This window comes from Collinsella sp. AF38-3AC (assembly GCF_003474365.1).
In the GTDB taxonomy this organism is placed as follows: domain Bacteria; phylum Actinomycetota; class Coriobacteriia; order Coriobacteriales; family Coriobacteriaceae; genus Collinsella.
Genome location: NZ_QROM01000002.1, coordinates 173,927 through 195,203, shown reverse-complemented (window position 1 = coordinate 195,203; position 21,277 = coordinate 173,927). Strand labels below are relative to the sequence as shown.

The window sequence follows — 21,277 nt, the reverse complement described above, 5'->3', positions numbered from 1 at the left end:
GGATTTCGCGAGCGCCGCGGGGACAAACCGTGAGAAACTATTTAGCGTTTATGGAGCGTATACGATGGGAGCGATGCCTTGGATAAGAACGAGCTGCAAAAGCGTATGGAACAGGCTATTCGCCTGACGGCACCTGGCCAGCCGATCCGCACCGCCCTCGATATGATCATCGCCGGTCACCTTGGTGCCCTCATTTGCGTCGGTGACACCGAAAACGTGCTCGCTGCTGGTAACGACGGCTTCCCGCTCAACATTTCGTTCACCTCGAACCGTCTGTTCGAACTCTCCAAGATGGACGGCGCCATCGTTATCGACGGCGACCTCACCCAGATTCTGCGCGCCAACTTCCATCTCAATCCCGATCCCTCGCTCGCCACGAGTGAGACGGGCATGCGTCACCGTACTGCCGCTCGCATGTCGGTGCTCACCGATGCCATCGTGATCTCGGTCTCGGCCCGTCGTGCCGTCGTCAACGTGTACGTCCACGGCAAGAGTTACGAGATCCAGCCCGTCACCACCATCATGAGCTCGGTCAACCAGCTCGTCGCCACGCTTCAGACCACCCGTCAGTCGCTCGACCGCTCCTTGCTGCGCCTGACGGCCCTTGAGCTCGACGACTACGTCACGCTCGCCGACATCACCGGCATCTTCTCGAGCTTCGAGATCATGCAGCAGGCAAAGACCGAGCTTAAGGATTGCATCGTCAAGCTGGGTAATCAGGGCAAGCTCGTGCAGATGCAGCTCGAGCAGCTCGCGGGCTCCAGCATGGATACCGAATACGACTTGATGATCCGCGACTACGCAAGCGATTCCTCTGAGGCCAACGCCGAGAAGATCCGCGCCGAGCTGAGCCGCATGACGCCTAAGGACCTGTCCGACCCGCAGCACGTGGCGGCAGTTCTGGGCTATGACGACCTGGACGAGGATTCCGTCATGACGCCGCTGGGCCTGCGCACGCTTTCGCGCGTGTCCGTCGTGCGCGACGGCGTGGCCGAGAAGATCGTCGACGAGTACGGCTCGTTGCAGGAGCTCATGGACGACATCAGCGAGGATCCGGAGCGCCTGGGCGACTTTGGTGTCAACAACCCTGCCATTCTTGCGGACTCGCTGTACCGCATGAAGGGCACCAAACAGGGGAACGCATAATGGCGCCCGTATGCGCCGTGGTCGTTGCCGGCGGCAGCGGCCAGCGCTTTGGAAATCCCGGCGGCAAGCAGCTCGTTAACGTGGCGGGCCGTCCGCTCATGAGCTGGTCCATCCGCGCGTTCGATCGTAGCGACAAGGTCCGCCACATCGTGGTGGTGTGCCCTGCCGAGCGCCGCGCCGAGATGCGCCGCCTGGCCATCGATCCGTTTGACTATGACACGCCCATCAGCTTCGCCGATGCCGGCGATACCCGTCAGGATTCCACCCGTGCCGGCGTGCATGCGGTTCCGGCGGGTTTCGAATATGTCGCCATCCACGACGGCGCCCGTCCGCTCATCACGACCGAGGCCATCGATCATGCGATCGACGTGCTTGTGGGCGACCGCTCGCTCGACGGTGTCGTATGCGGTCAGCCCGCGATCGACACGCTCAAGATCGTCGACGGCGACAATATCGTCGAGACGCCGCCGCGTGAGCTCTACTGGGCCGCGCAGACACCGCAGATCTTTAGCGTCGACGCCATGAAGCGCGCCCACACCGCAGCTATCGCCGAGGGCTTTATCGGGACCGACGATTCTTCGCTGGTCGAGCGCATGGGCGGGCGCGTCCGCTGTGTCCAGAGCCCGCGCGATAACCTTAAGGTGACGGTGCCCGAGGACCTGCGTCCCGTAACCGCGATTCTGCTTGGCCGCATGGCCGAGGGAGAGGACCTTCCCCATGTTCAGTAACCTGCGCATTGGCCACGGCTACGACGTCCACCGTTTGGTGGAGGGGCGTCGATGTATCATCGGCGGGGTCGACATCCCCTACGAGCGCGGCCTGCTGGGCCACTCGGATGCCGATGTGCTTGCACACGCGCTGGCAGACGCCATTCTGGGAGCCTGCCGCGGGGGAGACATCGGCAAGCTATTCCCCGACACCGATCCCGCCTACGAGGGTGCCGATTCGATGGTGCTGCTCGCTCGCGTGATGGACTATGCGCGCGAGCTGGGCTTTGAGTTTGTCGATGCCGATTGCACCATTGCCTGTCAACAACCTAAGATCACCCCGCACCGCGATGCCATGCGCGCCAACCTTGCCCATGCCCTGGGCGTTGACGTCGAAAACGTGGGCGTCGCCGCCACTACGACCGAAAAGCTCGGTTGGGAAGGCCAAGGCGAGGGAATCGGCGCCTGGGCCGTCTGCCTGCTACAGAAAACCGTTAAGGAGTAACGAATGCGTATCTACAACAGCGCTACCCATAAAAAGGAAGAGTTCCAGCCCATCGAGTCCGGCAGGGTCCGCATGTATGTGTGCGGCCCCACGGTCTACGACAACATCCACATCGGCAATGCCCGCACGTTCATCAGCTTTGACGTGATTCGTCGCTGGCTCATCGCGAGCGGCTACGAGGTCACGTTCGCCCAGAACCTCACCGATGTCGACGACAAAATCATCAAGCGCGCCAACGAGCAGGGCCGTACGGCTGCCGAGGTCGCGACGGAGTTCTCCGACAAGTTCATCGGCGTCATGCGTGCCGCCAACGTGCTCGATCCCGATGTGCGCCCCCGCGCCACCAAGGAGATCGGCCCCATGATCGCCATGATCAAGACGCTCATCGAGCAGGGCCATGCCTACGCAGCCGATAACGGCGATGTGTACTTTGCCGTGCGCAGCGATCCCAGCTACGGTCAGGTCTCGGGCCGCAACATCGATGACCTTATGGTTGGCGCGCGCATCGAGGAGAACGAGGACAAGAACGACCCGCTCGACTTTGCCCTGTGGAAGGCCGCCAAGCCCGGCGAGCCCAGCTGGCCGAGCCCTTGGGGCGAGGGCCGTCCTGGTTGGCACACCGAGTGCGCCGCCATGGTGCATCGCTACCTGGGCACTCCGATCGACATCCACGGCGGCGGCTCCGACCTTGCCTTCCCGCATCACGAGAACGAGTGCGCCCAGGCCACCTGCGCCTGGCACCAGGGCTTCTCCAACACTTGGATGCACACAGGCATGCTGCTGGTAGACGGCGAGAAGATGTCCAAGTCGCTCGGCAACTTCTTTACGCTGGCCGAGGTCCTCGAGCAGCACTCCGCTGCCGCTCTGCGCCTGCTGATGTTGCAGACGAGCTATCGCTCGCCGCTCGACTTTTCTTGGGAGCGCCTGGAGGGTGCCGAAAACTCGCTCACGCGTATCGCCGGTACGGTCGAGAACCTGCGCTGGGCCGCGAACCATGCGACGGCCGATGCCGATGAGGCAGCATCCGAGGCGTTTGCCGCCAAGGCCGCCGAGACCCGCGCCACCTTTAAGGAGTGCATGGACGACGACTTTAACACCGCCGGCGCCATGGGTGCCGTCTTTGGCTTTGTGACCGAGTGCAACCAGTACCTGGAGCAAGCGGGCGACGCTGCCGACAAGACCGCTGCCCTGGCCGCCGCCGATACGCTGGTCGAGCTGCTCGATACGTTTGGCGTTGAGCTCCCCGAGCCCAAGGTCGAGCTGCCGCTGGGTCTGCTAGGCGTTGCCGCCGGCTTGGTCGCCTACACGGGCGACGACGTGGACGAGGCCGCTGCCAAGATTCTCGAGGCCCGCGCCGAGGCCCGCGCCGACAAGAACTGGGATCTGGCCGACGCCATCCGTGACCAGCTCAAGGACCTCGGGCTGACGATCGAGGATACGGCCGCGGGCACTCGTATTAAGAGTCTCTAGTATTTGTCGACCGCTCGAGGTGCGGCAGATTGCCTTGAAAGAGGAGGGCATAGACCTGGTGGTCATGCCCGACGATTGAAAGGCAAGGTGCCGTGGCTCGGACGGTCGATTCTTGTTCGTTATCTATTTAAGGAGGCCGTTTTATGGCCGACAATCGCAAGCGTGCGTCTCGTGGCGGCAAGCAGGCTGCTTCTGGCTCGCGTCCGATTCGCCGCAATGACCGCACTGCCGCGTCCAAGGGTCAGCGCGAGCGCTCCCAAGCCCAGACTGCGCGTCCGCAGCGCGAGCGTGGCCGCGATGCTGTCCAGGCTCCCAAGGGTGAGTTCATCGAGGGTCGCCGCGCTGCTGCTGAGGCGCTGCGCACCGGTTTTCCCATCAAGTGCGCGCTCATTGCCGAGGGCGGGGAGCGCGATGCCGCCTTGTCGCGCCTGGTCGACGACCTCAACGCTGCGGGCGTCCGCATTAAGTATGTGCCGCGCGCGCAGCTCGACGCACTGTCGAGCCACGGCGCTCACCAGGGCATCGCGCTCGAGGTTGGCAACTTCCCTTACGCCGATGTCGCCGACATCCTCGACCGCGCGGGTGACGGACCGGCGCTCGTCGTCGTGCTCGACCATGTGACTGACGACGGCAACTTTGGTGCCATCGTGCGTTCCGCCGAGGTTGTGGGCGCTGCCGGCGTCATCATCGCCAACAAGCGCGCCGCCGGCGTGACCGTGGGCAGCTACAAGACTTCAGCCGGCGCCGTTATGCATCTGTCTATCGCGCAAGTGCCCAACATCGCCCGTGCGCTCGACGATCTTAAGGCCGCCGGCTTTTGGGTGGGCGGTGCCTCCGAGCACGCCGAGGGCAGCTGCTGGGACGCTCCCTTCGAGGGCCGCGTGGCACTTGTCATGGGTTCGGAGGGTGACGGCATCTCGCGCCTGGTGCTCGAGAAGTGCGACTTTTTGACCAAGCTCCCCCAGCGCGGTATGACCGAGAGCCTCAATGTGGCCCAGGCGACCACCGCGCTGTGCTTTGAGTGGCTGCGCCGCAACGCCGGTGAGCTCATGGGGGAGGAGTAGCGCATGTCCAAGAAGAACCGCGCCAAGTCCAAGGCCAAACGCTTTGGCGAAGGCTCGGCCAAGCCGATTGTTTCGGCCGCAACCTATGGCGTGGGCGGCAATGCGTTTGCGCAGGCCATCGCCGATCCGGTCTCGACGGTGCACTCCAATAAGCCCGAGCTGCTGGTGGTCGACGGCTACAACGTGATTCACTGCACGCCGCGCTACGAAAAGCTCGTCTACGACCATTCCGATGATCCGTATTCCAGCGACGTCCACGATATGGCGCGCACGGCGCTCATCAACGACGTTGCCGCGTTTGCCCAGGGCCGCTACGAGGCCGTGATCGTGTTCGACGGTGCGGGCAATATCTCCAGCGAGCGCCCCAACCTGCCGGCCCGCGGCGTGCGTATCGAGTTCTCGCCGACGGGCGTCTCTGCCGATACCGTGGTGCAGAAGCTCTGCATCGAGGCGCGCGAGGAAGGCCGCGCGTGCTCCGTGGTGTCGAGCGACGGCACGATCCAGGCCGTTGTCATGGGCAAGGGCGTTACGCGCATCTCGAGCCGCATGCTGGTGGACGAGATCAAACAGATCGATAACGATGTTCACGAGGCAGAGGAAGCTCCGCAGATCAAGATGACCCTGGGTAGCCGCCTGAGCCCCGAGGCCCTGGCCAAGCTCAAGGCGTTGCGCGGACGGTAGGGGAGCTGGCGGGGCAATGCTGCTTTGCTAACTCCATTCAGCGATGTCGATCATTCTTTCGAGGCGCCACGTTAGCGCCTCTTTTAGATAAGGCAGTCTCGCTGCTAGGGCATCGTTTTTAGACAGAATCTCGATTGCCTCGTCGACAAAGCCTTTGAGTTTGTCTCCATCGAACCAGCCCATGTCCTCGACGAGCAGCATTTGTTTGGCGGGGCTTGAATGAAACTGCGCGCTGGTAAAACTGTGCTCTCCCGCCCTAAGCTCCTCAAGAGAAATGTTGCACCAGAGCGATGAGCCCGAATCGAAGATGGGGGCTGGCCTGCAGACTAGTGAGTTGACGTTTCGCACGAGGCCGAAGTTGCGCCAATGACGATCGTAGTTGGCGATGATGTCGTCGCACACGATCATGCGGTCAAGGGCATCCTTAACGCCTGTCACCCCGAGCTCCTCGCAGTTTGCTACATATCGCTCGTAGTCGGTTAGCCGTTCATCTGCGTTTGCGTGCTGGTTTACATAGAACGCAGGGACATACTCTTCTTCATCAGTTAAGAAGACATCGCATATGCTCATGGCGGAAGTGCCCGTGCCCTCGAGCGAGTAAGGCACATAATCGCAGGCGTTTAGGATGCGCCGGTGGAGCGCGGTCGCCACCAGCTCGTTATAAGGTTCTTGGTTCAGGTGCGCTCCTGCCTTATGCAGAATTCGACGCCCGCCCTCGCACGTCCAGTACTTTTGAAGATTGCCGTCCGAGGTGTTATCGGGCTTTGCGGCAGCCGCTTTTCCCTCTGGGGCAAAGGGCGCAATGGACAGCGAGACGTCATCAAAGGCGTTATTGAAGAAGTTGATATCCTCCCAGGCGAGACCGGAATCTTGGGGTCTAATCCAATACTGGTCGGATAGGGAGATGCCGAGATTTCGCTGTACGAGTTCATCGGGAACATCGACTGCGGCTTCTGCAAGCAGGGAGGTTAGCCCAATGCGTGCGAGCGGGATACCGCGGCCGCGCCACCAGATGCGGAAGGAGTCGAGCGATACAGGTTTGCTGGGAGCAAAAACTCCAATAGGGGCGTGGGCACGATCGACGTCGGCGCCGATGTGGGTGAAGTCTTTCCGTGATCTGCTGTAGACCAGCTGGGCTACTTCGTGCGTGCGGTTCATGAGGGTAAATGCGATTTCGCTTTTCCCATGCCCGCGACGAGGCCGTCCCCCTCTTTTGGTTGCGGAGCGGAGTCGCGTGTCTACGCTGTCTTTGTCGATAAGCCACACGCCAGAAGCCTTGCGGGCGGTCAGCGCGCCGTTCTTAATGAGCTCCTGCACCCTGCGCGGGGTGATGCCGAGCAGCTCGGCTGCTTCCTTTGTAGTCAACATCGCGAAACCCTTCGCTAAAACGAATAGTTTTATATAGCCAATTGTAATTAAAACTATTCGTTCTGGCGAATGGTTTTAAGATTGAGGGCGCACTGACAGAAATGAACGGGCCTGGTATGCGCTGTTGCTGGATTTTGCATATTTGTATATCGCCGTGCGGCCTGTTGCGCCCCGTCCGCAATTCCATTATTCTTAACAGGCTTCGCGCGAAAGCGCCAAGTGTGCCAGTGTGGCGCAACGGTAGCGCAACTGATTTGTAATCAGTGGGTTGCAGGTTCGATTCCTGTCACTGGCTCCATGAGAGTTTCGGGCTCTGTTCCTTGTGGGACAGGGCCCGTTTCTTTTTTGTTGATAAGTATCGGGCAAAGCGTCCGTCTCGTCCCCCAATTAGTCTCAATCTGTAACACCAAGACGGTTTAATCGTTTCTAACTGTTACAGAATGAGACGTGAGCTGGGGTCTCTGCGTAATATCTCAATCTGTAACAGATAGGGGAGAAAATGTTCTCTAGATGTTACAGATCGAGACAAAGGCCGGACCGGCTCCAGTCATCCACGCTCGGTCAAGCCAGAGAAGCCCGATCACGACCTATATATAGGTGTAAATAAGCCGGTATCGGAGTTCGATCCTGAAGGTGTACTCCACTACACCAAAGTGTTGCCTCGGGAAATGTCACCAGCGTAGCGAAATTCACCGTCCTTCATATCTAAACCCAACAAAATCGCAGGTCACAGGTATATAGATACGCCCGGCACCGTGTATCTAGAGGTTTTCGTTGACAGCCCCCAAGGTGGCATCGTATTATCTTCTTCGTTCGCGGGGGCGGCGGTCCAAAAGACCAAAGAACCTGCGGATACTTGAACGATTGGGAGTTTGCCCGAGTGGTTAATGGGGACGGGCTGTAAACCCGTTGGCTCTGCCTACATAGGTTCGAATCCTATAGCTCCCACCCGTCAAGTGCCTGTATAGCTCAGTCGGTAGAGCACTTCGTTGGTAACGAAGAGGTCACCAGTTCAAGTCTGGTTGCAGGCTCCATCCGGCGGTGTAGCTCAGTTGGTTAGAGCACACGGTTCATACCCGTGGCGTCACTGGTTCGAATCCAGTCACCGCTACCATAGGTAACACGGTGGCTTCTCAATAGTATGTTGAGAGGCCACTATGGTATAAAGGCAAAGTCCCGTCCGGGGACGACCTGTTAAGAGGAGGGCTTTATGGCCAAAGAGAAGTTTGAGCGCACTAAGCCGCATGTTAACATCGGCACCATTGGTCACGTCGACCACGGCAAGACCACGCTGACCGCTGCCATCACCAAGGTTCTCTCCGAGACCGAGGGCTGCAAGGCTGACTTCACTGCGTTCGAGAACATCGACAAGGCTCCCGAGGAGCGCGAGCGCGGCATTACGATCTCCGTCTCCCACGTCGAGTACGAGACTGCTGCCCGTCACTACGCTCACGTTGACTGCCCGGGCCACGCTGACTACGTCAAGAACATGATCTCCGGTGCTGCTCAGATGGACGGCGCTATCCTGGTCATCGCCGCTACCGACGGCCCCATGGCTCAGACCCGCGAGCACATCCTGCTCGCCCGTCAGGTCGGCGTTCCCTACATCGTCGTCTTCCTGAACAAGTGCGACATGGTTGACGATGACGAGCTCATCGACCTCGTCGAGATGGAGACCCGTGAGCTCCTCTCCGAGTACGATTTCCCCGGCGACGACATCCCCGTCATCCGTGGTTCCGCTCTGGGCGCTCTCGAGGGCGACGCCAAGTGGATGGACGCTATCCGCGAGCTCATGAACGCCGTCGACGAGTACATCCCGACGCCTGCTCGTAACAACGACCTCCCCTTCCTGATGGCCGTTGAGGACGTTATGACCATCTCCGGCCGTGGTACCGTTGCTACCGGCCGTGTCGAGCGCGGTGAGCTCAAGCTCAACGAGCCCGTCGAGATCGTCGGCATCAAGGACACCCAGAACACCGTCGTTACCGGTATCGAGATGTTCCGTAAGTCCATGGACTTCTGCGAGGCTGGCGACAACGTCGGTCTGCTGCTCCGTGGCATCAAGCGCGAGGACATCGAGCGCGGCCAGGTTCTCTGCAAGCCCGGTTCGGTTACCCCGCATACCAAGTTCACCGGCGAGATCTACGTTCTGACCAAGGAGGAGGGCGGCCGTCACACCCCGTTCTTCGATGGTTATCGTCCTCAGTTCTACTTCCGTACCACCGACGTTACCGGTACGGTCAAGCTTCCCGAGGGCACCGAGATGGCTATGCCTGGTGACCACATCACCATCGAGGGCGACCTCATCCACCCGATCGCCATGGAGGAGGGCCTGCGCTTCGCTATCCGCGAGGGTGGCCACACCGTCGGTTCGGGCATCGTCTCCACGATCATTGAGTAAATTAGCTCTCTGATATAGCTGACTTAGAGAACCCGGCACTTATATGGGTGCCGGGTTCTTTTCTGCAATGGACATTGAGCCGTTGCTGGTGTCGAGAGGATCGATAATGGTCCTGGGTGCACCGTCGATTAGCTCTCGCTGGCTTCATTGATGTGTTCCAAATATGAATGGATCCACCGAGAACCAATTGACTCGAGGTTTTCGTTGACAGCACTTACGTAGAGCTGATAAAGTACCAACTCGTGCCCGTACGGGGCGGAAATGAAAGGTTCAGGATACATGCGTACTCTAGTTACTCTTGCGTGCACTGAGTGCAAGCGCCGCAACTATACGACAACCAAGAACAAGGCGAACATGCCTGATCGTATGGAGATCAAGAAGTATTGCCCCTGGTGCCGTCACCACACGCTGCACAAAGAGACCCGCTAGTCTCTAGTCACATACGCCAGTAGTTCAATTGGTAGAGCATCGGTCTCCAAAACCGAGTGTTGAGGGTTCGAGTCCTTCCTGGCGTGCCAGTCATTATTCCGTAAGCTCCCATTGGGGGCTTACGGTTTACTCATGTATAAGCGCATTGCGCGGAGGTAACCCAAATGGCCAACAAGAAGAACAAGAAGAAGGCTCAGCAGCCGGCACCCGCCAAAAACGCTGCCGCCAACTCCAAGGTTGAGGCCAAGAAGGCCGTTGCCAAGAAGAACGAGAAGGCTGCGAAGTCCAAGAAGAACGAGAAGCCTGGTTTCTTCGCCCGCACCAAGAAGTATTTCGCTTCGGTCAAGTCCGAGATGAAGCGTGTCACGTGGCCCGATAAGAAGGAGCTCGTGAACTACTCGGTCGTCGTTTGCGCGTCTCTGATCGTCGTCGGCGTCGTCATCGCTCTGCTCGATGCTGGCTTTGGCGAGGCTCTTGCTCTGTTCTCTGGATTGAGGGGCTAAACCATGTCTAAGCGTTGGTACGTCGTTCACACTTACTCTGGATACGAGAACCGCGTTAAGTCTGATCTCGAGCATCGTATCGAGACTATGGGCATGCAGGACCGTATCTTTGATATCGAGATTCCTATGGAGCGCGTCACTGAGATTAAAGAGGGTGGCAAGCGCGAGACCAAGGATTCCAAGATTTTCCCGGGTTATGTTCTGGTCCGCATGGAGATGGATGACGATGCATGGACGTGCGTTCGCAACACGCCCGGCGTCACCGGTTTCCTGGGCGGCAACGGCAAGCCCGCTCCGCTTTCCCGCGACGAGTACAATAAGATGACTCGTCGTCCCGGTAAGGGTGATTCGCCCAAGCGTACCTCGGTTGATATTGAGGTCGGCACGTCCGTCCGCGTCACCGATGGCCCGCTTACCGACTTTGATGGCAAAGTCTCCGAGGTTAACACCGAGGCTGGCAAGCTCAAGGTCACGCTGATGATCTTTGGCCGCGAGACGCCGGTCGAGCTCGACTTTAACCAGGTCGCTGTCATCGCTTAAGTTTTCGTCCGTTCGCGCGAGCGTGCTTCTTCTGTGACTGCTCATCTCAGGAGTGCTTCTAACACGTGCGTGCTTACGATATAGCAAGTACTTCACACTCGTGATTCGAAAGGAATGACCATGGCTGAGAAGAAAGTTGCCAACGTCATTAAGCTCCAGATTCCTGCTGGTGCCGCTAACCCCGCTCCTCCCGTCGGCCCCGCCCTGGGCGCTGCTGGCGTGAACATCATGCAGTTCTGCCAGGCCTTTAACGCCGAGACGCAGGACAAGAAGGGCGACATCATCCCCGTTGAGATCTCTGTCTACGAGGATAAGTCCTTCTCCTTCATCACCAAGACCCCGCCGGCGGCTCACCTCATCAAGAAGGAGCTGAACCTCAAGTCTGGTTCCGCTAAGCCCCAGGCCGACAAGGTTGGTCAGCTCTCCCAGGAGCAGCTCACCAAGATCGCCGAGATCAAGATGCCGGACCTCAATGCCAACGACATTGACGCCGCCAAGAAGATCATCGCCGGTACCGCCCGCTCCATGGGCGTCACCATCGCTGAGTAGCGATTTCTTTAGGTAATGACGGGTGTTCCGACCGGGGCGCCCGTTATATGTGTGCAATAGGGCACACGATACGATGTGGGAGGGCTCACGCCCGTTTAACCACAGGAGGTAATGCACATGGCTAAGCATGGTAAGAGCTATAACGCCGCTGCCGAGAAGATCGACCGCGCCACGCTCTACACCCCCCTTCAGGCTGCCAAGCTCATCAAGGAGCTCGACACCGCCAAGTTCGACGAGACCGTCGAGGCCCACTTCCGTCTGGGCATCGATACTCGTAAGGCTGACCAGAACATCCGTGGTTCCATCTCCCTGCCCCACGGCACCGGCAAGACCGTTCGTGTTGCCGTCTTCGCCGAGGGCGAGAAGGCCCGCGAGGCCGAGGCCGCCGGTGCCGACATCATCGGTTCCGACGAGCTCGTCGCCCAGATCCAGAAGGGCGAGATCAACTTCGACGCCGCTATTGCTACGCCGAACATGATGGCCAAGGTTGGCCGCATCGGTAAGATCCTTGGTCCCCGTGGCCTCATGCCGAACCCCAAACTCGGCACCGTGACCATGGACGTCGCCAAGATGGTCTCCGAGCTCAAGGCTGGCCGCGTTGAGTACCGCGCCGACCGCTACGGCATCTGCCACGTGCCCCTGGGCAAGAAGTCCTTCTCTGAGCAGCAGCTCGTCGAGAACTACGCTGCCCTGTACACCGAGATCCTGCGCGTCAAGCCCTCTTCTGCTAAGGGCAAGTACGTCAAGTCCATCTCCGTGTCTTCCACCATGGGCCCTGGCGTCAAGGTCGATCCCGCTGTCCAGCGTGACTTCCTGGCTGAGTAACTGCTAGTTACTGCCTCAGCAAAGCAAGCATTGCTAAAGGAACCCGGTTCTGCCTCGTGCAGGACCGGGTTCTTTGCTATCTCGGGACAAAACCACCACAAAGGGGACAGGCACCTTCGTGGTGCTTTTGCCTCGGTTGCTTCAAAATCCCCACTTCGCGTCGTTTCGACTGTGTTGCACTTTAGCGCGATGTAGTGAATGCCCGAGGCTGAAAGGAGCCAGACATGTTCTATAACACGCAGCAGCTCCTAGGCCTAGCGCTACTAGATGGGATAGCGCGCTAGGGTTGCAATCTCGCTATAACGATGAGTTGTACCCGGGTGCGCTATCGTCAGCTGCTTTTGGGCGTGATGAGCGACACGGGTATTTTTCTATCTTGGGGCACTCCATCTCGCCTGAAAGCCATCTGTATCTCAGGCCTATCAGGTGGAAATCATGAGTCGCAAAATCGCAATCTTTGACACTACGCTGCGCGACGGGGAGCAGCCTCCCGGCGTCAGCATGAATACTGAGGGAAATATCGTCATCGCACGTCAGCTGGTGCGCATGAACGGGGATGTGATCGAGGCGGGCTTTCCCATCTCGAGCCCCGGCGATTTTCGCTCGGTGCAGGAGATTGGCAAGATCGCGGGCGACCGGTGCACGGTATGGAGTCTCACCCGTGCGGTCGACTAGGATATCGAAGTGGCCGCAGAAGCCCTCAAGACGGCTCAGAGGCCCCGTATCCATACCGGCCTGGGGTAAGCCAGCCATCTGCGCGATAAGCTCCATATGACCGAGGATGAGGCTAGCATCAGTCGGTGGCCCTAAGTGGGATTCGACCGATCCGGCTGCCCCACGCCGCGAGCTTACCGGCGGCATTTACTTTGGCAAGCACGATCGTTTCTACGACGAGGACGGCGCGGGCGCTAATGGCGCTGCGGGCCAGCGTGCGGTCGATGTGATGGAGTACCGCGAGTTCGAGGTGGAGCGCATTGCCCGTCAAGCGTTCGAAGCGGCCCGCAAGTGTCGCGGTAAAGTGACGAGCGTGGATAAGCGCAACGTGCTGGAGACGAGCCGCATGTGGCGCGAGGTCGTGCATCGCGTGCATGATGAAGAGTGCCCCGATGTGCAGCTCGAAGACCTGCTTGTCGATAACGCCGCTATGCAGCTCATCAACCGACCGGGCGACTTTGACGTCGTAGTTACGGAGAACATATTCGGCGACATTCTCTCCGACGATGCTGCACAGATTACGGGCTCGCTCGGCATGCTCGCCTCTGCTTCGCTGGGCGACGGCGTTTCGCTGTTCGAGCCGAGCGCTGGCAGCGCGCCCGATATCGCAGGGCTCAGTATTGCTAATCCGCTCGCACAGATCCTGTCGGCGGCAATGCTGCTCACGTACGCGCTCGACATGGGCGAGCAGGCCGTCTTAGTCGAAAATGCTGTGGCCCATGTGCTCGACGAAGGTTGGCGTACCCGCGACATCGCCGACGCCAACACCCCTGCTGATAAGATCCTCCGCACCGCTCAGATGGGCGATAAGGTCATCGCTGCCCTGTAGCGTCGAGAGTCCGGAACCACCACAAAGGTGCCTGTCCCCTTTGTGGTGGTTACCAGGGGGTTCTGGCGGTCGAGGACTCGATGGCCTCATGGCGCTTGAGCTCGCGGCGCATGGTTTGCGAATTGAGCCAGGCTGCTTGCCAGCCACGGATGGGGTAGCGCGTCTCGTCGAGTTCAAACTGCGTATAGCCGCAGGCGTTGATGATCGTTGTCCCGCATGCGTGCTGACGCTCGCGCTGAAAATTGCAACCGTAGCTTTGGTGCACATGCCCGTGCACCATGTAGTCGGGATTCCAGGATTCGAGTGCCGTGTTAAAGCATTCGAATCCTCGATGCGGCAGATCATCCAGATCGCCCACGCCGGCGGCGGGCGCATGGGTGAGCAAGATGTCGCAGCCGCCGACCATCCTCACTTTGTGGGACAGCTTGCGCACGCGCTTGGCCATCTCGCGCTCGGTGTACATGTTGGCGCCATCTCGGTAGCGCATGGAGCCGCCAAGCCCCGCAATGCGAACGCCGCGATACACGTACACGGTGTCTTCGACACAGATGCAGCCGCCCGGTGCATGACGTGCGTAGCGGTCATCGTGGTTGCCGCGGACGTAGATGAGCGGTTTGTTGATGACCGTGACCAAAAACTCAAGATAGTCCGGGTCCAGGTCGCCGGCAGACAGAATCAGGTCGACACCCTCAAGGCGCTCCTTGCGAAAGCACTCCCAAAGGCATCGTTCTTCGGTATCTGCTATGGCAAGGATCTTCATAGGGCGGTAACCCCCGGCTCATCGTCGAGCTGCGGAATGGTGCCCACCACGTTGTCCGCCAGCCAATTCATCTCGACAATCTGCGTGCTCGGCAGTGGGGGAAAGCCCTCAATCTGCACCACGCCGTCTTGGCTATGGAGCTCGCCGCCAAATGGATTGATGGAGCCCTCGACGATGCCATTGCGGAGTAGCTGAACAAGCTTGCGCGTCTGGTAGGGTAGGCCCGGAGCATAACGGATGTCGATAACACCTGAGCTCATGCCGTACCAGTAGTTGACGGCGCGAACCTGGCTGTCGTCACTGGTCTCATCCCAGGTGCCATGCAGCAGGCTTCGCACGATAAGCTCGTAGTATCGGCCCCAGTTCCATACCGGCATGGCAATGCCGACAGCCTTGCCATCGACCAGACGGTGGAGTCCGTAGGCCGTGGGGTCTTCGAGTGACTTTGACATGTCGGCGCCGGTCATGACGCTCACACCTTCGCGGCACATGGCCTCGGCAAGGCCTCCGGCGGGCACATCGCCCCAGGTCAGGATAATTTGCGCACGGGGGTCGAGCAGCGAGGCGCCAATCGCAAAGGCGTTGATCTCGCTGAGCGCGCCCGAGGCGAAGACCGACGCGTGGTAACCGATGCGGTGGTTGTCCGCCATGCTGGCGGCAAGGGCGCCCAAGAGAAATTTGGCCTCGTACATCTTGCCAAAGTACGAACGGACGCTTTGGTGGGGAAGGCCGATAGAGCAGTTGAGGAATCGCACCTGAGGATACTCGACGGCAGCCCTGAGCGTGTATTCCATCAGGCGGTGCGAGGTCGAGAAAATGACGTTTGCTCCATGTATGACAGCCGTTTCCACGGCGGCGTAGAACACGTCCGGATCGTGGCAGTTTTCGAACGCCTCGGTGCGCACGATGCCGCCAAAGTGCTCGTCAAGATATTGGCGCCCTTGATCGTGCAGGCTGTCCCAGCTCGATGTCGCACAGGGGAATTCGTGGATAAAGGCGATGCGCAGGGGATTGGTCGCCGAGTAGACGGTCTTGCCCATAAAGAAGTTGAGCACGCCGGAGGTGGACTTGGCGGGCGACTCTTCCTCGTTGGGTTGAGGGGCTTCGACAAGATCGACCTTGTCCTCGTCACTTTTGCCGGCAATGACCAGCTCGCGCCAAATCTTGCACAGGCGGTTAACGACGATATCCGTCGGCGTATCCAGCAGGCGGTCCTGGTTGTACACATTGAGGTAGACGAGCATGGCGTCGGCGGGCGCAATGTCCAGATGGTCGCCACCTGCGCGAAGGTAAGCGCGCTTAAAGAGCAGGAAGGTGTGGCGCAGGTAGTCGACCTTTTTCTGCGGCCATTTTTCGATAAGGTTCTGACCGAGCATCTTGGCGAGCGTCTCGTAGCTTCCCTCGCGCGAGAACTCGATCTCGTATAGGGGACAGACGTGCCAAAACGCACAGAACTCACCGTACAGGCGGCTTTCGACGGAATCCCATTTGCCGGGGTAGAGACGGGTGATCTTGGCGGAAACCGTTGGGGCGTCCAGGAATTTGAGGACACTGACGCGCTTGTTGCCCTCTTGGACGTAAAACCGATGCATGAACTCGGTTACGATGACGGGATCGCGATAGCCCTCGGTCACCTGGATGTCGTAGAGGTTGGACCACTTGCGGGCGAACTCGGTGCTAAACGGCAGCAGGGGCATAAAGTTGCACGAAAAGGCGGACTGGCGGCCCTTGGTAACCGTACCGGCGACCATTTCGAGCGGAATATCCCGCAGGCCGACGTTCTCTCGCTGACCTAAGGGGAGCTGAGCAACCAGGCTATCGAGGTCCGTAAGGTACGGGTGCTCGCTTTGGCTGATGGCGCGACGGCGTCCCTGCTCGCCGCGCTTGCGTGCTTGACGATAGGCCTCTTCCATGGTGTCTACTCCCTTAGTCGTTTAAACAACTATATATATCATGGTACCACGAATGAAAACCACCACAAAGGTGCCTGTCTCCTTTGTGGTGGTTTAGGCAATGAGGGGAGCGATGGCACGAATGCAGGCGTCGGCAGCGGTGAAAGTGGTGCTGTCGTCGCTGACGATAAAGATAATCTTTCCTTTGATGCCAAAGTCGCCGATCTCGCTAAAGAGCACGTAGGGCTCCTTGTCAAAGCCCGAGATGGGCGAGACAGCCGTTTTGGTTGCGCTCGTGAGCTCGTCTGCCAGCGCGTCAAGGGAAGCCCATTTAGACGTGTCCTTTACGGCAACGGGCACGGCCACGCGCCCAAAGGGCATCAGATGCACGAGTGTGTTCTTGGAGATGTTGGAGTTGGGCACAATGATGGTCTGTCCACAGGCATCTTCGATGGTCGTGTGGCGCCAGGTGATGTCTTGGACCACGCCGGATACGCCGCCGACCTCGATATTGTCGCCGGGCTTGATGATGCCCATAAACGTCACTTGCATGCCGCCGATAAGGTTTGAGAGAGTGTCCTGAAAGCCGAGCGAGATGGCGATGCCGCCGACGCCAAGAGCGGCGACGAGTGCGTTTGCGTTGATGCCAAAACAGTTGTCGAGGATAAAGCTGCCGCCGATCATCCAGATGACGGCGCGCGCGATGTTGATGAAGATGCTCGATGAAGGGAGTGGGTTATCGTCGCGGTTAAGCAGGTGGTGCAGGGTCTTGGACGCGACTTTGGCGGCAACGGCGGTGCCGATGGCCAAGATGCCGGCCCAGATGATGTTGTGGACCCATCGTTGTGCAAAGAAATGAAGAATTGGCTCAAACAATTCCATGTAGGGAAACCTCCTCATGATCGTCCAACCATGATACCCACCAAGAAGCCCGTCCGATCAAATTCTGACGGGCTTCTGTGCTCGATATAAGGTTTGCACGGCGGGGCTGCAAGGCCCGGCGGTGTAGCTTAGCGTCGACGCTTCCAGATAATGCCGAGAATGATGATGACGATGCCGCCGATGAGGCATGCGCCGACCATAGCCAGCGTGCGGTCTCCCGTTGCGGCGAGCTTACCGGTCGTCTTCTTGGTGATGACCTTCGTGGTCGTCGTATCCGTCTGAGGCGAGGGCTGAGGCGTCGGGGCCGGTGTGGGCGTGGGGTCCACGGCGGCGGAGCCAAAGCTGATGGTGCCCGCGAGCGAGGCCATCTTGCTCTCCCAGCTGTTCTGCCCGATCAGCGCCCTTAGTGCTGACTCGCAGGTACCCCACTCGGTGTGCTTGGTGGCGTTTGCGAAGGTGGGGAAGTCGGTCGTGTTGGTGATGATGTAGTTGTTGGTGGCGACGGTATAGGTCTTGGCGGGGTCGAGCATGCTGCCATCCTTGGTGAGTGTGGCGCTCACGATGCGCTTGCCTTCGGACTGCGTCCAATCGATTGTCACGTTGATGCCGCCGAAGGAAAGGACACTGCCGGAGTCGTCGCGCCACTTGTACATGTCTTGCGCCTCCTGCTCGGTGTGGCCGGCCGCCACGTAGGCTTGCTGAAGCTCGTAGCTGTGATTGCACTCGTCACTGATCTGCAGCGAGTGCTCGAGCGCTGCCAGGAAGTCCGCACCGGTCATGGTCCAGGTCTCCACGGTGTTGCCGTAGGGCGAGATAGCGATGACGTTGCCGGCGGTCACATCGCCCGCCGCGATGCCGCCGCGGATGCCGCCCGCGTTCTCGATGGCAAGGTCTGCGCCCGTCAGGTCAAGATAGGAGCCGCAGATCACATGTCCGATGGTCTGGGCCTTGGTGGTGTCGCCCTTCTTGCTGGGACGGAAATCGGCGGTGCGCACCATTTCCCAACCATGCGTGCCTGCGGCGTCCTCGCCGTAGAAATAATTGGTAGAGCTCGTGCCGAGCACCTCGCTCGATGCGGCGCTAAAGGCATCGTCGAGCGGCTTGATCTTGTTGTTGCTGACCTCATCAAGGATGCTCTGATAGGTGGAGCCCTTGTTGGGGTCGGTTAAAAGAACGTTTACGTCCTTGGCGGTATAGAGCTTCTCGTCGCTTTTGCCTGCGTATACCGCCACCGTGTCATCGTCGGTGCTTTCGGTGCCCTTGGTGTCGTACTCGTAGGGGACGGAAAGCAGTCCCACCTCGGCAAAGGCACTGCCCGCCTCGACAACGTGGATTGTCTTGCCGTCGGCTCCCGTCACCTTCTCGTTAAGGTTGATGTGCTCGTGGCCTGCGATAAGGGCATCGACGCCACGGAGCCGCGTGGCAAAGGTCTTGGCGTCGAGCGTGTGCGCGATACACACAACAACATCGCAGCCCTCCTTGCGCAGCTGCTCCGCCTCGGCATTGATGGCGTTCGCGGCACTCGAGAAGCTGGTGCCCGCGACCAGGTCCGCGCGCAGCGAGGAACCTAGCGACTCATCCATGGCTCCGACGACGCCGACCTTAATCTTGTAGTTAAACGTGGAACTGTCCTCGCCGTCCTTCCAAGTGCGGTTGAGCGTTTTGGTGATGCTCGAGCTCCATACGCCGTTCGAGGACGTTGCATTCGCGCAAAGCATGGCGAAGGGCGTGCCGGTGGTGCTGTGGCCGGTCATGGCGCGGAGCTTGTCCGCGCCGTAGCTCCAGTCGTGGTTGCCCGGCGTGGTCGCGTCGTAGCCGTCGGCATAGAAGGTGTCCATGAGCTCGGCGATGCTTTTGCCCTCGCTCATGGTGGCGAAGGACTGTCCATGGAAGGTGTCACCCGCATCGAGCAGAAGATCGGGGGCGTTGCCCTGGGCGCTATAGAGGACTGCCAGTCCGTCAAAGCCCACAGTGCCGGTGCCCTTGCTTGCGTTGTAGCTGTACTTGTAGCTGCCGTGGATATCGTTGGTGTGCATGACGGTCACGGAGTCGTTGATCGCCTGGGGCAGATCGCTCGCAAGGGCGAGGCTGGGTGCGCCAGTGAACACGCCGGCAAGCAGCGCGGCGGTTAACGCAAGGCAGGGGACGAATCTTTTCATGGCAGTCTCCTTAGTCCTTAACAAAAACCACCACAAAGGTGCCTGTCCCCTTTGTGGTGGTTTTCTAAGTCGTTAGCTTAGCAGCATGCGGTCGTTGGCGAGCTCGCCGCCCGAGACCTCCTCGAACTTCTGCAGCAGGTCGGCGACGGTGAGCGACTTTTTCTCGTTGCCTGCCACATCGTAGATCACGTGGCCCTCGTGCATCATTATCAGACGGTTGCCCAGACGGATGGCGTCGTTCATGTTGTGTGTGACCATGAGCGTGGTCAGGTGGTTCTCGTCGACGATTTCCTCGGTCAGGTTGAGCACCTTCGATGCCGTCTTGGGGTCGAGGGCCGCCGTGTGCTCGTCGAGCAGCAGCAGGCGCGGCTTGGTGAGCGTGGCCATCAGCAGGGTGAGTGCCTGGCGCTGGCCACCCGAGAGCAGGCCGACCTTAGCGTTGAGGCGCGTATCCAGACCAAGGTCCAGACGCTTGAGCAGCTCAACGTACTCGTCCTTCTCGGCCTTGGTGACGCCCCACGAAAGACCGCGATGCTGGCCGCGGCGCTTGGCGAGGGCCAGGTTCTCGGCGATCTGCATGTCGGCTGCGGTGCCGCGCATGGGGTCCTGGAACACGCGGCCCAGGTACTTGGCGCGCTGCGACTCGCTCAGGCGCGAGATATCGGTGCCGTCGAGCTCGATAACGCCCGAATCGAGCGGATACACGCCGGCGATCATGTTGAGCAGCGTGGACTTGCCGGCGCCGTTGCCGCCAATCACGGTTACAAAGTCGCCGTCGTTAAGGGTGAGGTCGACACCGGTGAGCGCGCGCTTCTCGGTGACGGTGCCCTTGTTAAAGGTCTTCTTGACGTGTGAGAGCTTAAGCATCTGCCTCATCTCCCTTCGTGTAGGAGCTGCGGAGCTTATAGCGCTCCCAAACCACGGGCACGCACAGGGCCACGGCCACGATCACGGCGGAGAGCAGCTTCATGTCGTTGGCGTCCATGCCCAGCTGCAGCACGATGGCGCGGATAAGGAAGTACACCACGGAGCCAAAGACGGCGGAGGCAAGACGGACGCTAAACTGCGTGAGTCCGCCGGGCAGCAGGCGACCGAGCACTTCGCCGATGACGATGGCGGCAAGGCCGATAACGATGGCGCCTGTGCCCATGCCAATGTCGGCATACTTTTGGCTCTGGCAGATAAGCGCACCCGAAAGGCCGATGAGGGCGTTGGAGAGCACGAGAGCGATCATCTTGGTGGAGTTGGTGTTAACGCCCAAGGCGCGGATCATGTACTCGTTGTTGCCGGTGGCGCGCAGCGCGGAGCCGATCTCGGTACCAAAGAACCAGTACAGGATGGCAACGATGGCCACGGCGAGCAGGATGCCCAAGATGATGGCAACGGTGGACTGCGGCAGGCCCGTCATGTTGCTAACAGACGAGAAGATGGTGCCCTTGGCAAGGATGGGCGTGTTGGATTTGCCCATGATGCGCAGGTTGACGGACCACAGGCTGATCTGGGTGAGGATTCCGGCGAGGATCGCGGGAATCTCGAAGACGGTGGTCAGAATGCCCGTGACCGCGCCCGCGATGGCGCCGGCGCACATGCCGGCCAGCACGGCGAGCAGCGGGTCGACGTTATTGTTGACGATGAGTACGGCGCAGACGCAGCCGCCGAGGGCAAAGCTGCCGTCGCAGGTCATATCGGGGATGTCGAGCAGGCGGAACGTGATAAACACGCCAAGCACCATAATGCCCCAGAGGACGCCCTGCGAAACGGCGCCCTGCAATGCAATGAGCATGCTTCATACCTCCTAGGATAGGGTGGACACGTGATGTTCCATAATAGCGGTAACAATGAATATAAGAGCG

General features: G+C 59.7%; 21 protein-coding genes and 5 tRNA genes. 19 read left to right on the top strand and 7 right to left on the bottom strand.

The window, feature by feature from the left end; all coding sequences use genetic code 11:
• Window positions 1-105 precede the first annotated feature (105 nt).
• From disA to DW029_RS02235, 6 genes are all read left to right on the top strand, one after another.
• Window positions 106-1,146 (top strand): DNA integrity scanning diadenylate cyclase DisA, encoded by a 1,041-nt coding sequence (gene disA, locus DW029_RS02260; protein ID WP_369796797.1) that lies wholly within the window; start codon window positions 106-108, stop codon window positions 1,144-1,146.
• Window positions 1,146-1,874, top strand: a complete 729-nt coding sequence (gene ispD, locus DW029_RS02255; RefSeq protein WP_118345158.1) for a 2-C-methyl-D-erythritol 4-phosphate cytidylyltransferase — start codon at window positions 1,146-1,148, stop codon at window positions 1,872-1,874. The genes disA and ispD overlap by 1 nt, the downstream gene beginning before the upstream one ends.
• Window positions 1,864-2,358, top strand: coding sequence for a 2-C-methyl-D-erythritol 2,4-cyclodiphosphate synthase (gene ispF, locus DW029_RS02250; RefSeq protein ID WP_006234975.1), 495 nt, complete (start codon window positions 1,864-1,866; stop codon window positions 2,356-2,358). Before ispD ends, ispF begins: the two co-directional genes overlap by 11 nt.
• A gap of 3 nt (window positions 2,359-2,361) precedes the next feature.
• Window positions 2,362-3,828 carry a cysteine--tRNA ligase gene (gene cysS, locus DW029_RS02245; RefSeq protein WP_118345157.1) on the top strand — a complete coding sequence of 489 codons (1,467 nt, stop codon included), beginning with the start codon at window positions 2,362-2,364 and terminating at the stop codon, window positions 3,826-3,828.
• 143 nt (window positions 3,829-3,971) lie between these two features.
• Window positions 3,972-4,892, top strand: coding sequence for a 23S rRNA (guanosine(2251)-2'-O)-methyltransferase RlmB (rlmB, locus tag DW029_RS02240; protein ID WP_118345156.1), 921 nt, complete (start codon window positions 3,972-3,974; stop codon window positions 4,890-4,892).
• 3 nt (window positions 4,893-4,895) lie between these two features.
• On the top strand, window positions 4,896-5,573 hold the full coding sequence (locus DW029_RS02235) for an NYN domain-containing protein (RefSeq protein ID WP_055285223.1): 678 nt from the start codon (window positions 4,896-4,898) through the stop codon (window positions 5,571-5,573).
• 27 nt (window positions 5,574-5,600) lie between these two features.
• On the opposite strand, the gene DW029_RS02230 is transcribed toward DW029_RS02235, so the two are convergent.
• A complete protein-coding gene (locus DW029_RS02230; protein WP_117798539.1) occupies window positions 5,601-6,941 on the bottom strand; it encodes a DNA-binding protein in 1,341 nt (446 codons plus the stop codon).
• A 223-nt stretch (window positions 6,942-7,164) separates the two neighbouring features.
• On the opposite strand from DW029_RS02230, the gene DW029_RS02225 reads away from it, so the two are divergent.
• The 13 genes from DW029_RS02225 to DW029_RS02165 all read left to right on the top strand — a co-directional run bounded on the left by DW029_RS02225 (window position 7,165) and on the right by DW029_RS02165 (window position 13,731).
• A tRNA-Thr gene (locus tag DW029_RS02225) sits at window positions 7,165-7,239 on the top strand.
• Window positions 7,240-7,807: 568 nt separating this feature from the next.
• A tRNA-Tyr gene (locus tag DW029_RS02220) sits at window positions 7,808-7,889 on the top strand.
• A gap of 10 nt (window positions 7,890-7,899) precedes the next feature.
• Window positions 7,900-7,975, top strand: a tRNA-Thr gene (locus DW029_RS02215).
• 3 nt (window positions 7,976-7,978) lie between these two features.
• Window positions 7,979-8,055: transfer RNA gene (locus DW029_RS02210), tRNA-Met, on the top strand.
• A gap of 96 nt (window positions 8,056-8,151) precedes the next feature.
• Entirely contained in the window at window positions 8,152-9,342 is a 1,191-nt protein-coding gene (gene tuf, locus DW029_RS02205) for an elongation factor Tu (protein WP_117563790.1), read from the top strand.
• 279 nt (window positions 9,343-9,621) lie between these two features.
• Window positions 9,622-9,771 carry a 50S ribosomal protein L33 gene (rpmG, locus tag DW029_RS02200; RefSeq protein ID WP_102372646.1) on the top strand — a complete coding sequence of 50 codons (150 nt, stop codon included), beginning with the start codon at window positions 9,622-9,624 and terminating at the stop codon, window positions 9,769-9,771.
• Window positions 9,772-9,784: 13 nt separating this feature from the next.
• A tRNA-Trp gene (locus DW029_RS02195) sits at window positions 9,785-9,860 on the top strand.
• Between the two features lie 75 nt (window positions 9,861-9,935).
• A complete protein-coding gene (gene secE, locus DW029_RS02190) occupies window positions 9,936-10,274 on the top strand; it encodes a preprotein translocase subunit SecE (protein WP_118345155.1) in 339 nt (112 codons plus the stop codon).
• Window positions 10,275-10,277: 3 nt separating this feature from the next.
• Window positions 10,278-10,814, top strand: a complete 537-nt coding sequence (nusG, locus tag DW029_RS02185) for a transcription termination/antitermination protein NusG (RefSeq protein WP_099432095.1) — start codon at window positions 10,278-10,280, stop codon at window positions 10,812-10,814.
• 120 nt (window positions 10,815-10,934) lie between these two features.
• The gene (gene rplK / locus DW029_RS02180) at window positions 10,935-11,363 is read left to right on the top strand and encodes a 50S ribosomal protein L11 (RefSeq protein ID WP_022093893.1); all 429 of its coding nucleotides are present in this window, start codon (window positions 10,935-10,937) and stop codon (window positions 11,361-11,363) included.
• 117 nt (window positions 11,364-11,480) lie between these two features.
• Complete coding sequence (rplA, locus tag DW029_RS02175) at window positions 11,481-12,188, top strand: 50S ribosomal protein L1 (RefSeq protein ID WP_022093892.1); 708 nt, start codon at window positions 11,481-11,483, stop codon at window positions 12,186-12,188.
• Window positions 12,189-12,623: 435 nt separating this feature from the next.
• Window positions 12,624-12,863, top strand: a complete 240-nt coding sequence (locus DW029_RS02170; RefSeq protein WP_233543772.1) for a hypothetical protein — start codon at window positions 12,624-12,626, stop codon at window positions 12,861-12,863.
• Window positions 12,864-12,969: 106 nt separating this feature from the next.
• Entirely contained in the window at window positions 12,970-13,731 is a 762-nt protein-coding gene (locus DW029_RS02165; protein WP_118345154.1) for an isocitrate/isopropylmalate family dehydrogenase, read from the top strand.
• A gap of 49 nt (window positions 13,732-13,780) precedes the next feature.
• Here the strand turns inward: DW029_RS02165 and DW029_RS02160 are convergent, their stop codons facing one another.
• The 6 genes from DW029_RS02160 to DW029_RS02135 form a co-directional block, all read right to left on the bottom strand.
• Window positions 13,781-14,491 (bottom strand): metallophosphoesterase family protein, encoded by a 711-nt coding sequence (locus tag DW029_RS02160; RefSeq protein ID WP_118345153.1) that lies wholly within the window; start codon window positions 14,489-14,491, stop codon window positions 13,781-13,783.
• Complete coding sequence (locus DW029_RS02155; RefSeq protein ID WP_118345152.1) at window positions 14,488-16,404, bottom strand: BMP family ABC transporter substrate-binding protein; 1,917 nt, start codon at window positions 16,402-16,404, stop codon at window positions 14,488-14,490. Before DW029_RS02155 ends, DW029_RS02160 begins: the two co-directional genes overlap by 4 nt.
• A 93-nt stretch (window positions 16,405-16,497) precedes the next feature.
• Window positions 16,498-17,265, bottom strand: a complete 768-nt coding sequence (locus tag DW029_RS02150) for a mechanosensitive ion channel family protein (RefSeq protein WP_117734305.1) — start codon at window positions 17,263-17,265, stop codon at window positions 16,498-16,500.
• Window positions 17,266-17,393: 128 nt separating this feature from the next.
• Window positions 17,394-19,424, bottom strand: coding sequence for a bifunctional UDP-sugar hydrolase/5'-nucleotidase (locus DW029_RS02145; protein ID WP_118345151.1), 2,031 nt, complete (start codon window positions 19,422-19,424; stop codon window positions 17,394-17,396).
• A gap of 72 nt (window positions 19,425-19,496) precedes the next feature.
• On the bottom strand, window positions 19,497-20,291 hold the full coding sequence (locus DW029_RS02140; RefSeq protein ID WP_117743088.1) for an ABC transporter ATP-binding protein: 795 nt from the start codon (window positions 20,289-20,291) through the stop codon (window positions 19,497-19,499).
• Window positions 20,284-21,207, bottom strand: a complete 924-nt coding sequence (locus tag DW029_RS02135; protein ID WP_118345150.1) for an ABC transporter permease — start codon at window positions 21,205-21,207, stop codon at window positions 20,284-20,286. The genes DW029_RS02140 and DW029_RS02135 overlap by 8 nt, the downstream gene beginning before the upstream one ends.
• Window positions 21,208-21,277: the final 70 nt, after the last annotated feature.

Excerpts from the sequence above, each read along its gene's own strand:
- rplK (WP_022093893.1), top strand. The coding sequence starts at position 10,935 with ATGGCTGAGAAGAAAGTTGCCAACGTCATTAAGCTCCAGATTCCTGCT.
- cysS (WP_118345157.1), top strand. The coding sequence starts at position 2,362 with ATGCGTATCTACAACAGCGCTACCCATAAAAAGGAAGAGTTCCAGCCC.
- rlmB (WP_118345156.1), top strand. The coding sequence starts at position 3,972 with ATGGCCGACAATCGCAAGCGTGCGTCTCGTGGCGGCAAGCAGGCTGCT.
- DW029_RS02140 (WP_117743088.1), bottom strand. The coding sequence starts at position 20,291 with ATGCTTAAGCTCTCACACGTCAAGAAGACCTTTAACAAGGGCACCGTC.
- DW029_RS02150 (WP_117734305.1), bottom strand. The coding sequence starts at position 17,265 with ATGGAATTGTTTGAGCCAATTCTTCATTTCTTTGCACAACGATGGGTC.
- nusG (WP_099432095.1), top strand. The coding sequence starts at position 10,278 with ATGTCTAAGCGTTGGTACGTCGTTCACACTTACTCTGGATACGAGAAC.
- DW029_RS02170 (WP_233543772.1), top strand. The coding sequence starts at position 12,624 with ATGAGTCGCAAAATCGCAATCTTTGACACTACGCTGCGCGACGGGGAG.
- DW029_RS02230 (WP_117798539.1), bottom strand. The coding sequence starts at position 6,941 with ATGTTGACTACAAAGGAAGCAGCCGAGCTGCTCGGCATCACCCCGCGC.
- disA (WP_369796797.1), top strand. The coding sequence starts at position 106 with ATGGAACAGGCTATTCGCCTGACGGCACCTGGCCAGCCGATCCGCACC.
- DW029_RS02165 (WP_118345154.1), top strand. The coding sequence starts at position 12,970 with ATGAGGCTAGCATCAGTCGGTGGCCCTAAGTGGGATTCGACCGATCCG.
- secE (WP_118345155.1), top strand. The coding sequence starts at position 9,936 with ATGGCCAACAAGAAGAACAAGAAGAAGGCTCAGCAGCCGGCACCCGCC.
- rplA (WP_022093892.1), top strand. The coding sequence starts at position 11,481 with ATGGCTAAGCATGGTAAGAGCTATAACGCCGCTGCCGAGAAGATCGAC.
- DW029_RS02235 (WP_055285223.1), top strand. The coding sequence starts at position 4,896 with ATGTCCAAGAAGAACCGCGCCAAGTCCAAGGCCAAACGCTTTGGCGAA.
- DW029_RS02155 (WP_118345152.1), bottom strand. The coding sequence starts at position 16,404 with ATGGAAGAGGCCTATCGTCAAGCACGCAAGCGCGGCGAGCAGGGACGC.
- rpmG (WP_102372646.1), top strand. The coding sequence starts at position 9,622 with ATGCGTACTCTAGTTACTCTTGCGTGCACTGAGTGCAAGCGCCGCAAC.
- DW029_RS02160 (WP_118345153.1), bottom strand. The coding sequence starts at position 14,491 with ATGAAGATCCTTGCCATAGCAGATACCGAAGAACGATGCCTTTGGGAG.
- DW029_RS02135 (WP_118345150.1), bottom strand. The coding sequence starts at position 21,207 with ATGCTCATTGCATTGCAGGGCGCCGTTTCGCAGGGCGTCCTCTGGGGC.
- ispD (WP_118345158.1), top strand. The coding sequence starts at position 1,146 with ATGGCGCCCGTATGCGCCGTGGTCGTTGCCGGCGGCAGCGGCCAGCGC.
- DW029_RS02145 (WP_118345151.1), bottom strand. The coding sequence starts at position 19,424 with ATGAAAAGATTCGTCCCCTGCCTTGCGTTAACCGCCGCGCTGCTTGCC.
- ispF (WP_006234975.1), top strand. The coding sequence starts at position 1,864 with ATGTTCAGTAACCTGCGCATTGGCCACGGCTACGACGTCCACCGTTTG.
- tuf (WP_117563790.1), top strand. The coding sequence starts at position 8,152 with ATGGCCAAAGAGAAGTTTGAGCGCACTAAGCCGCATGTTAACATCGGC.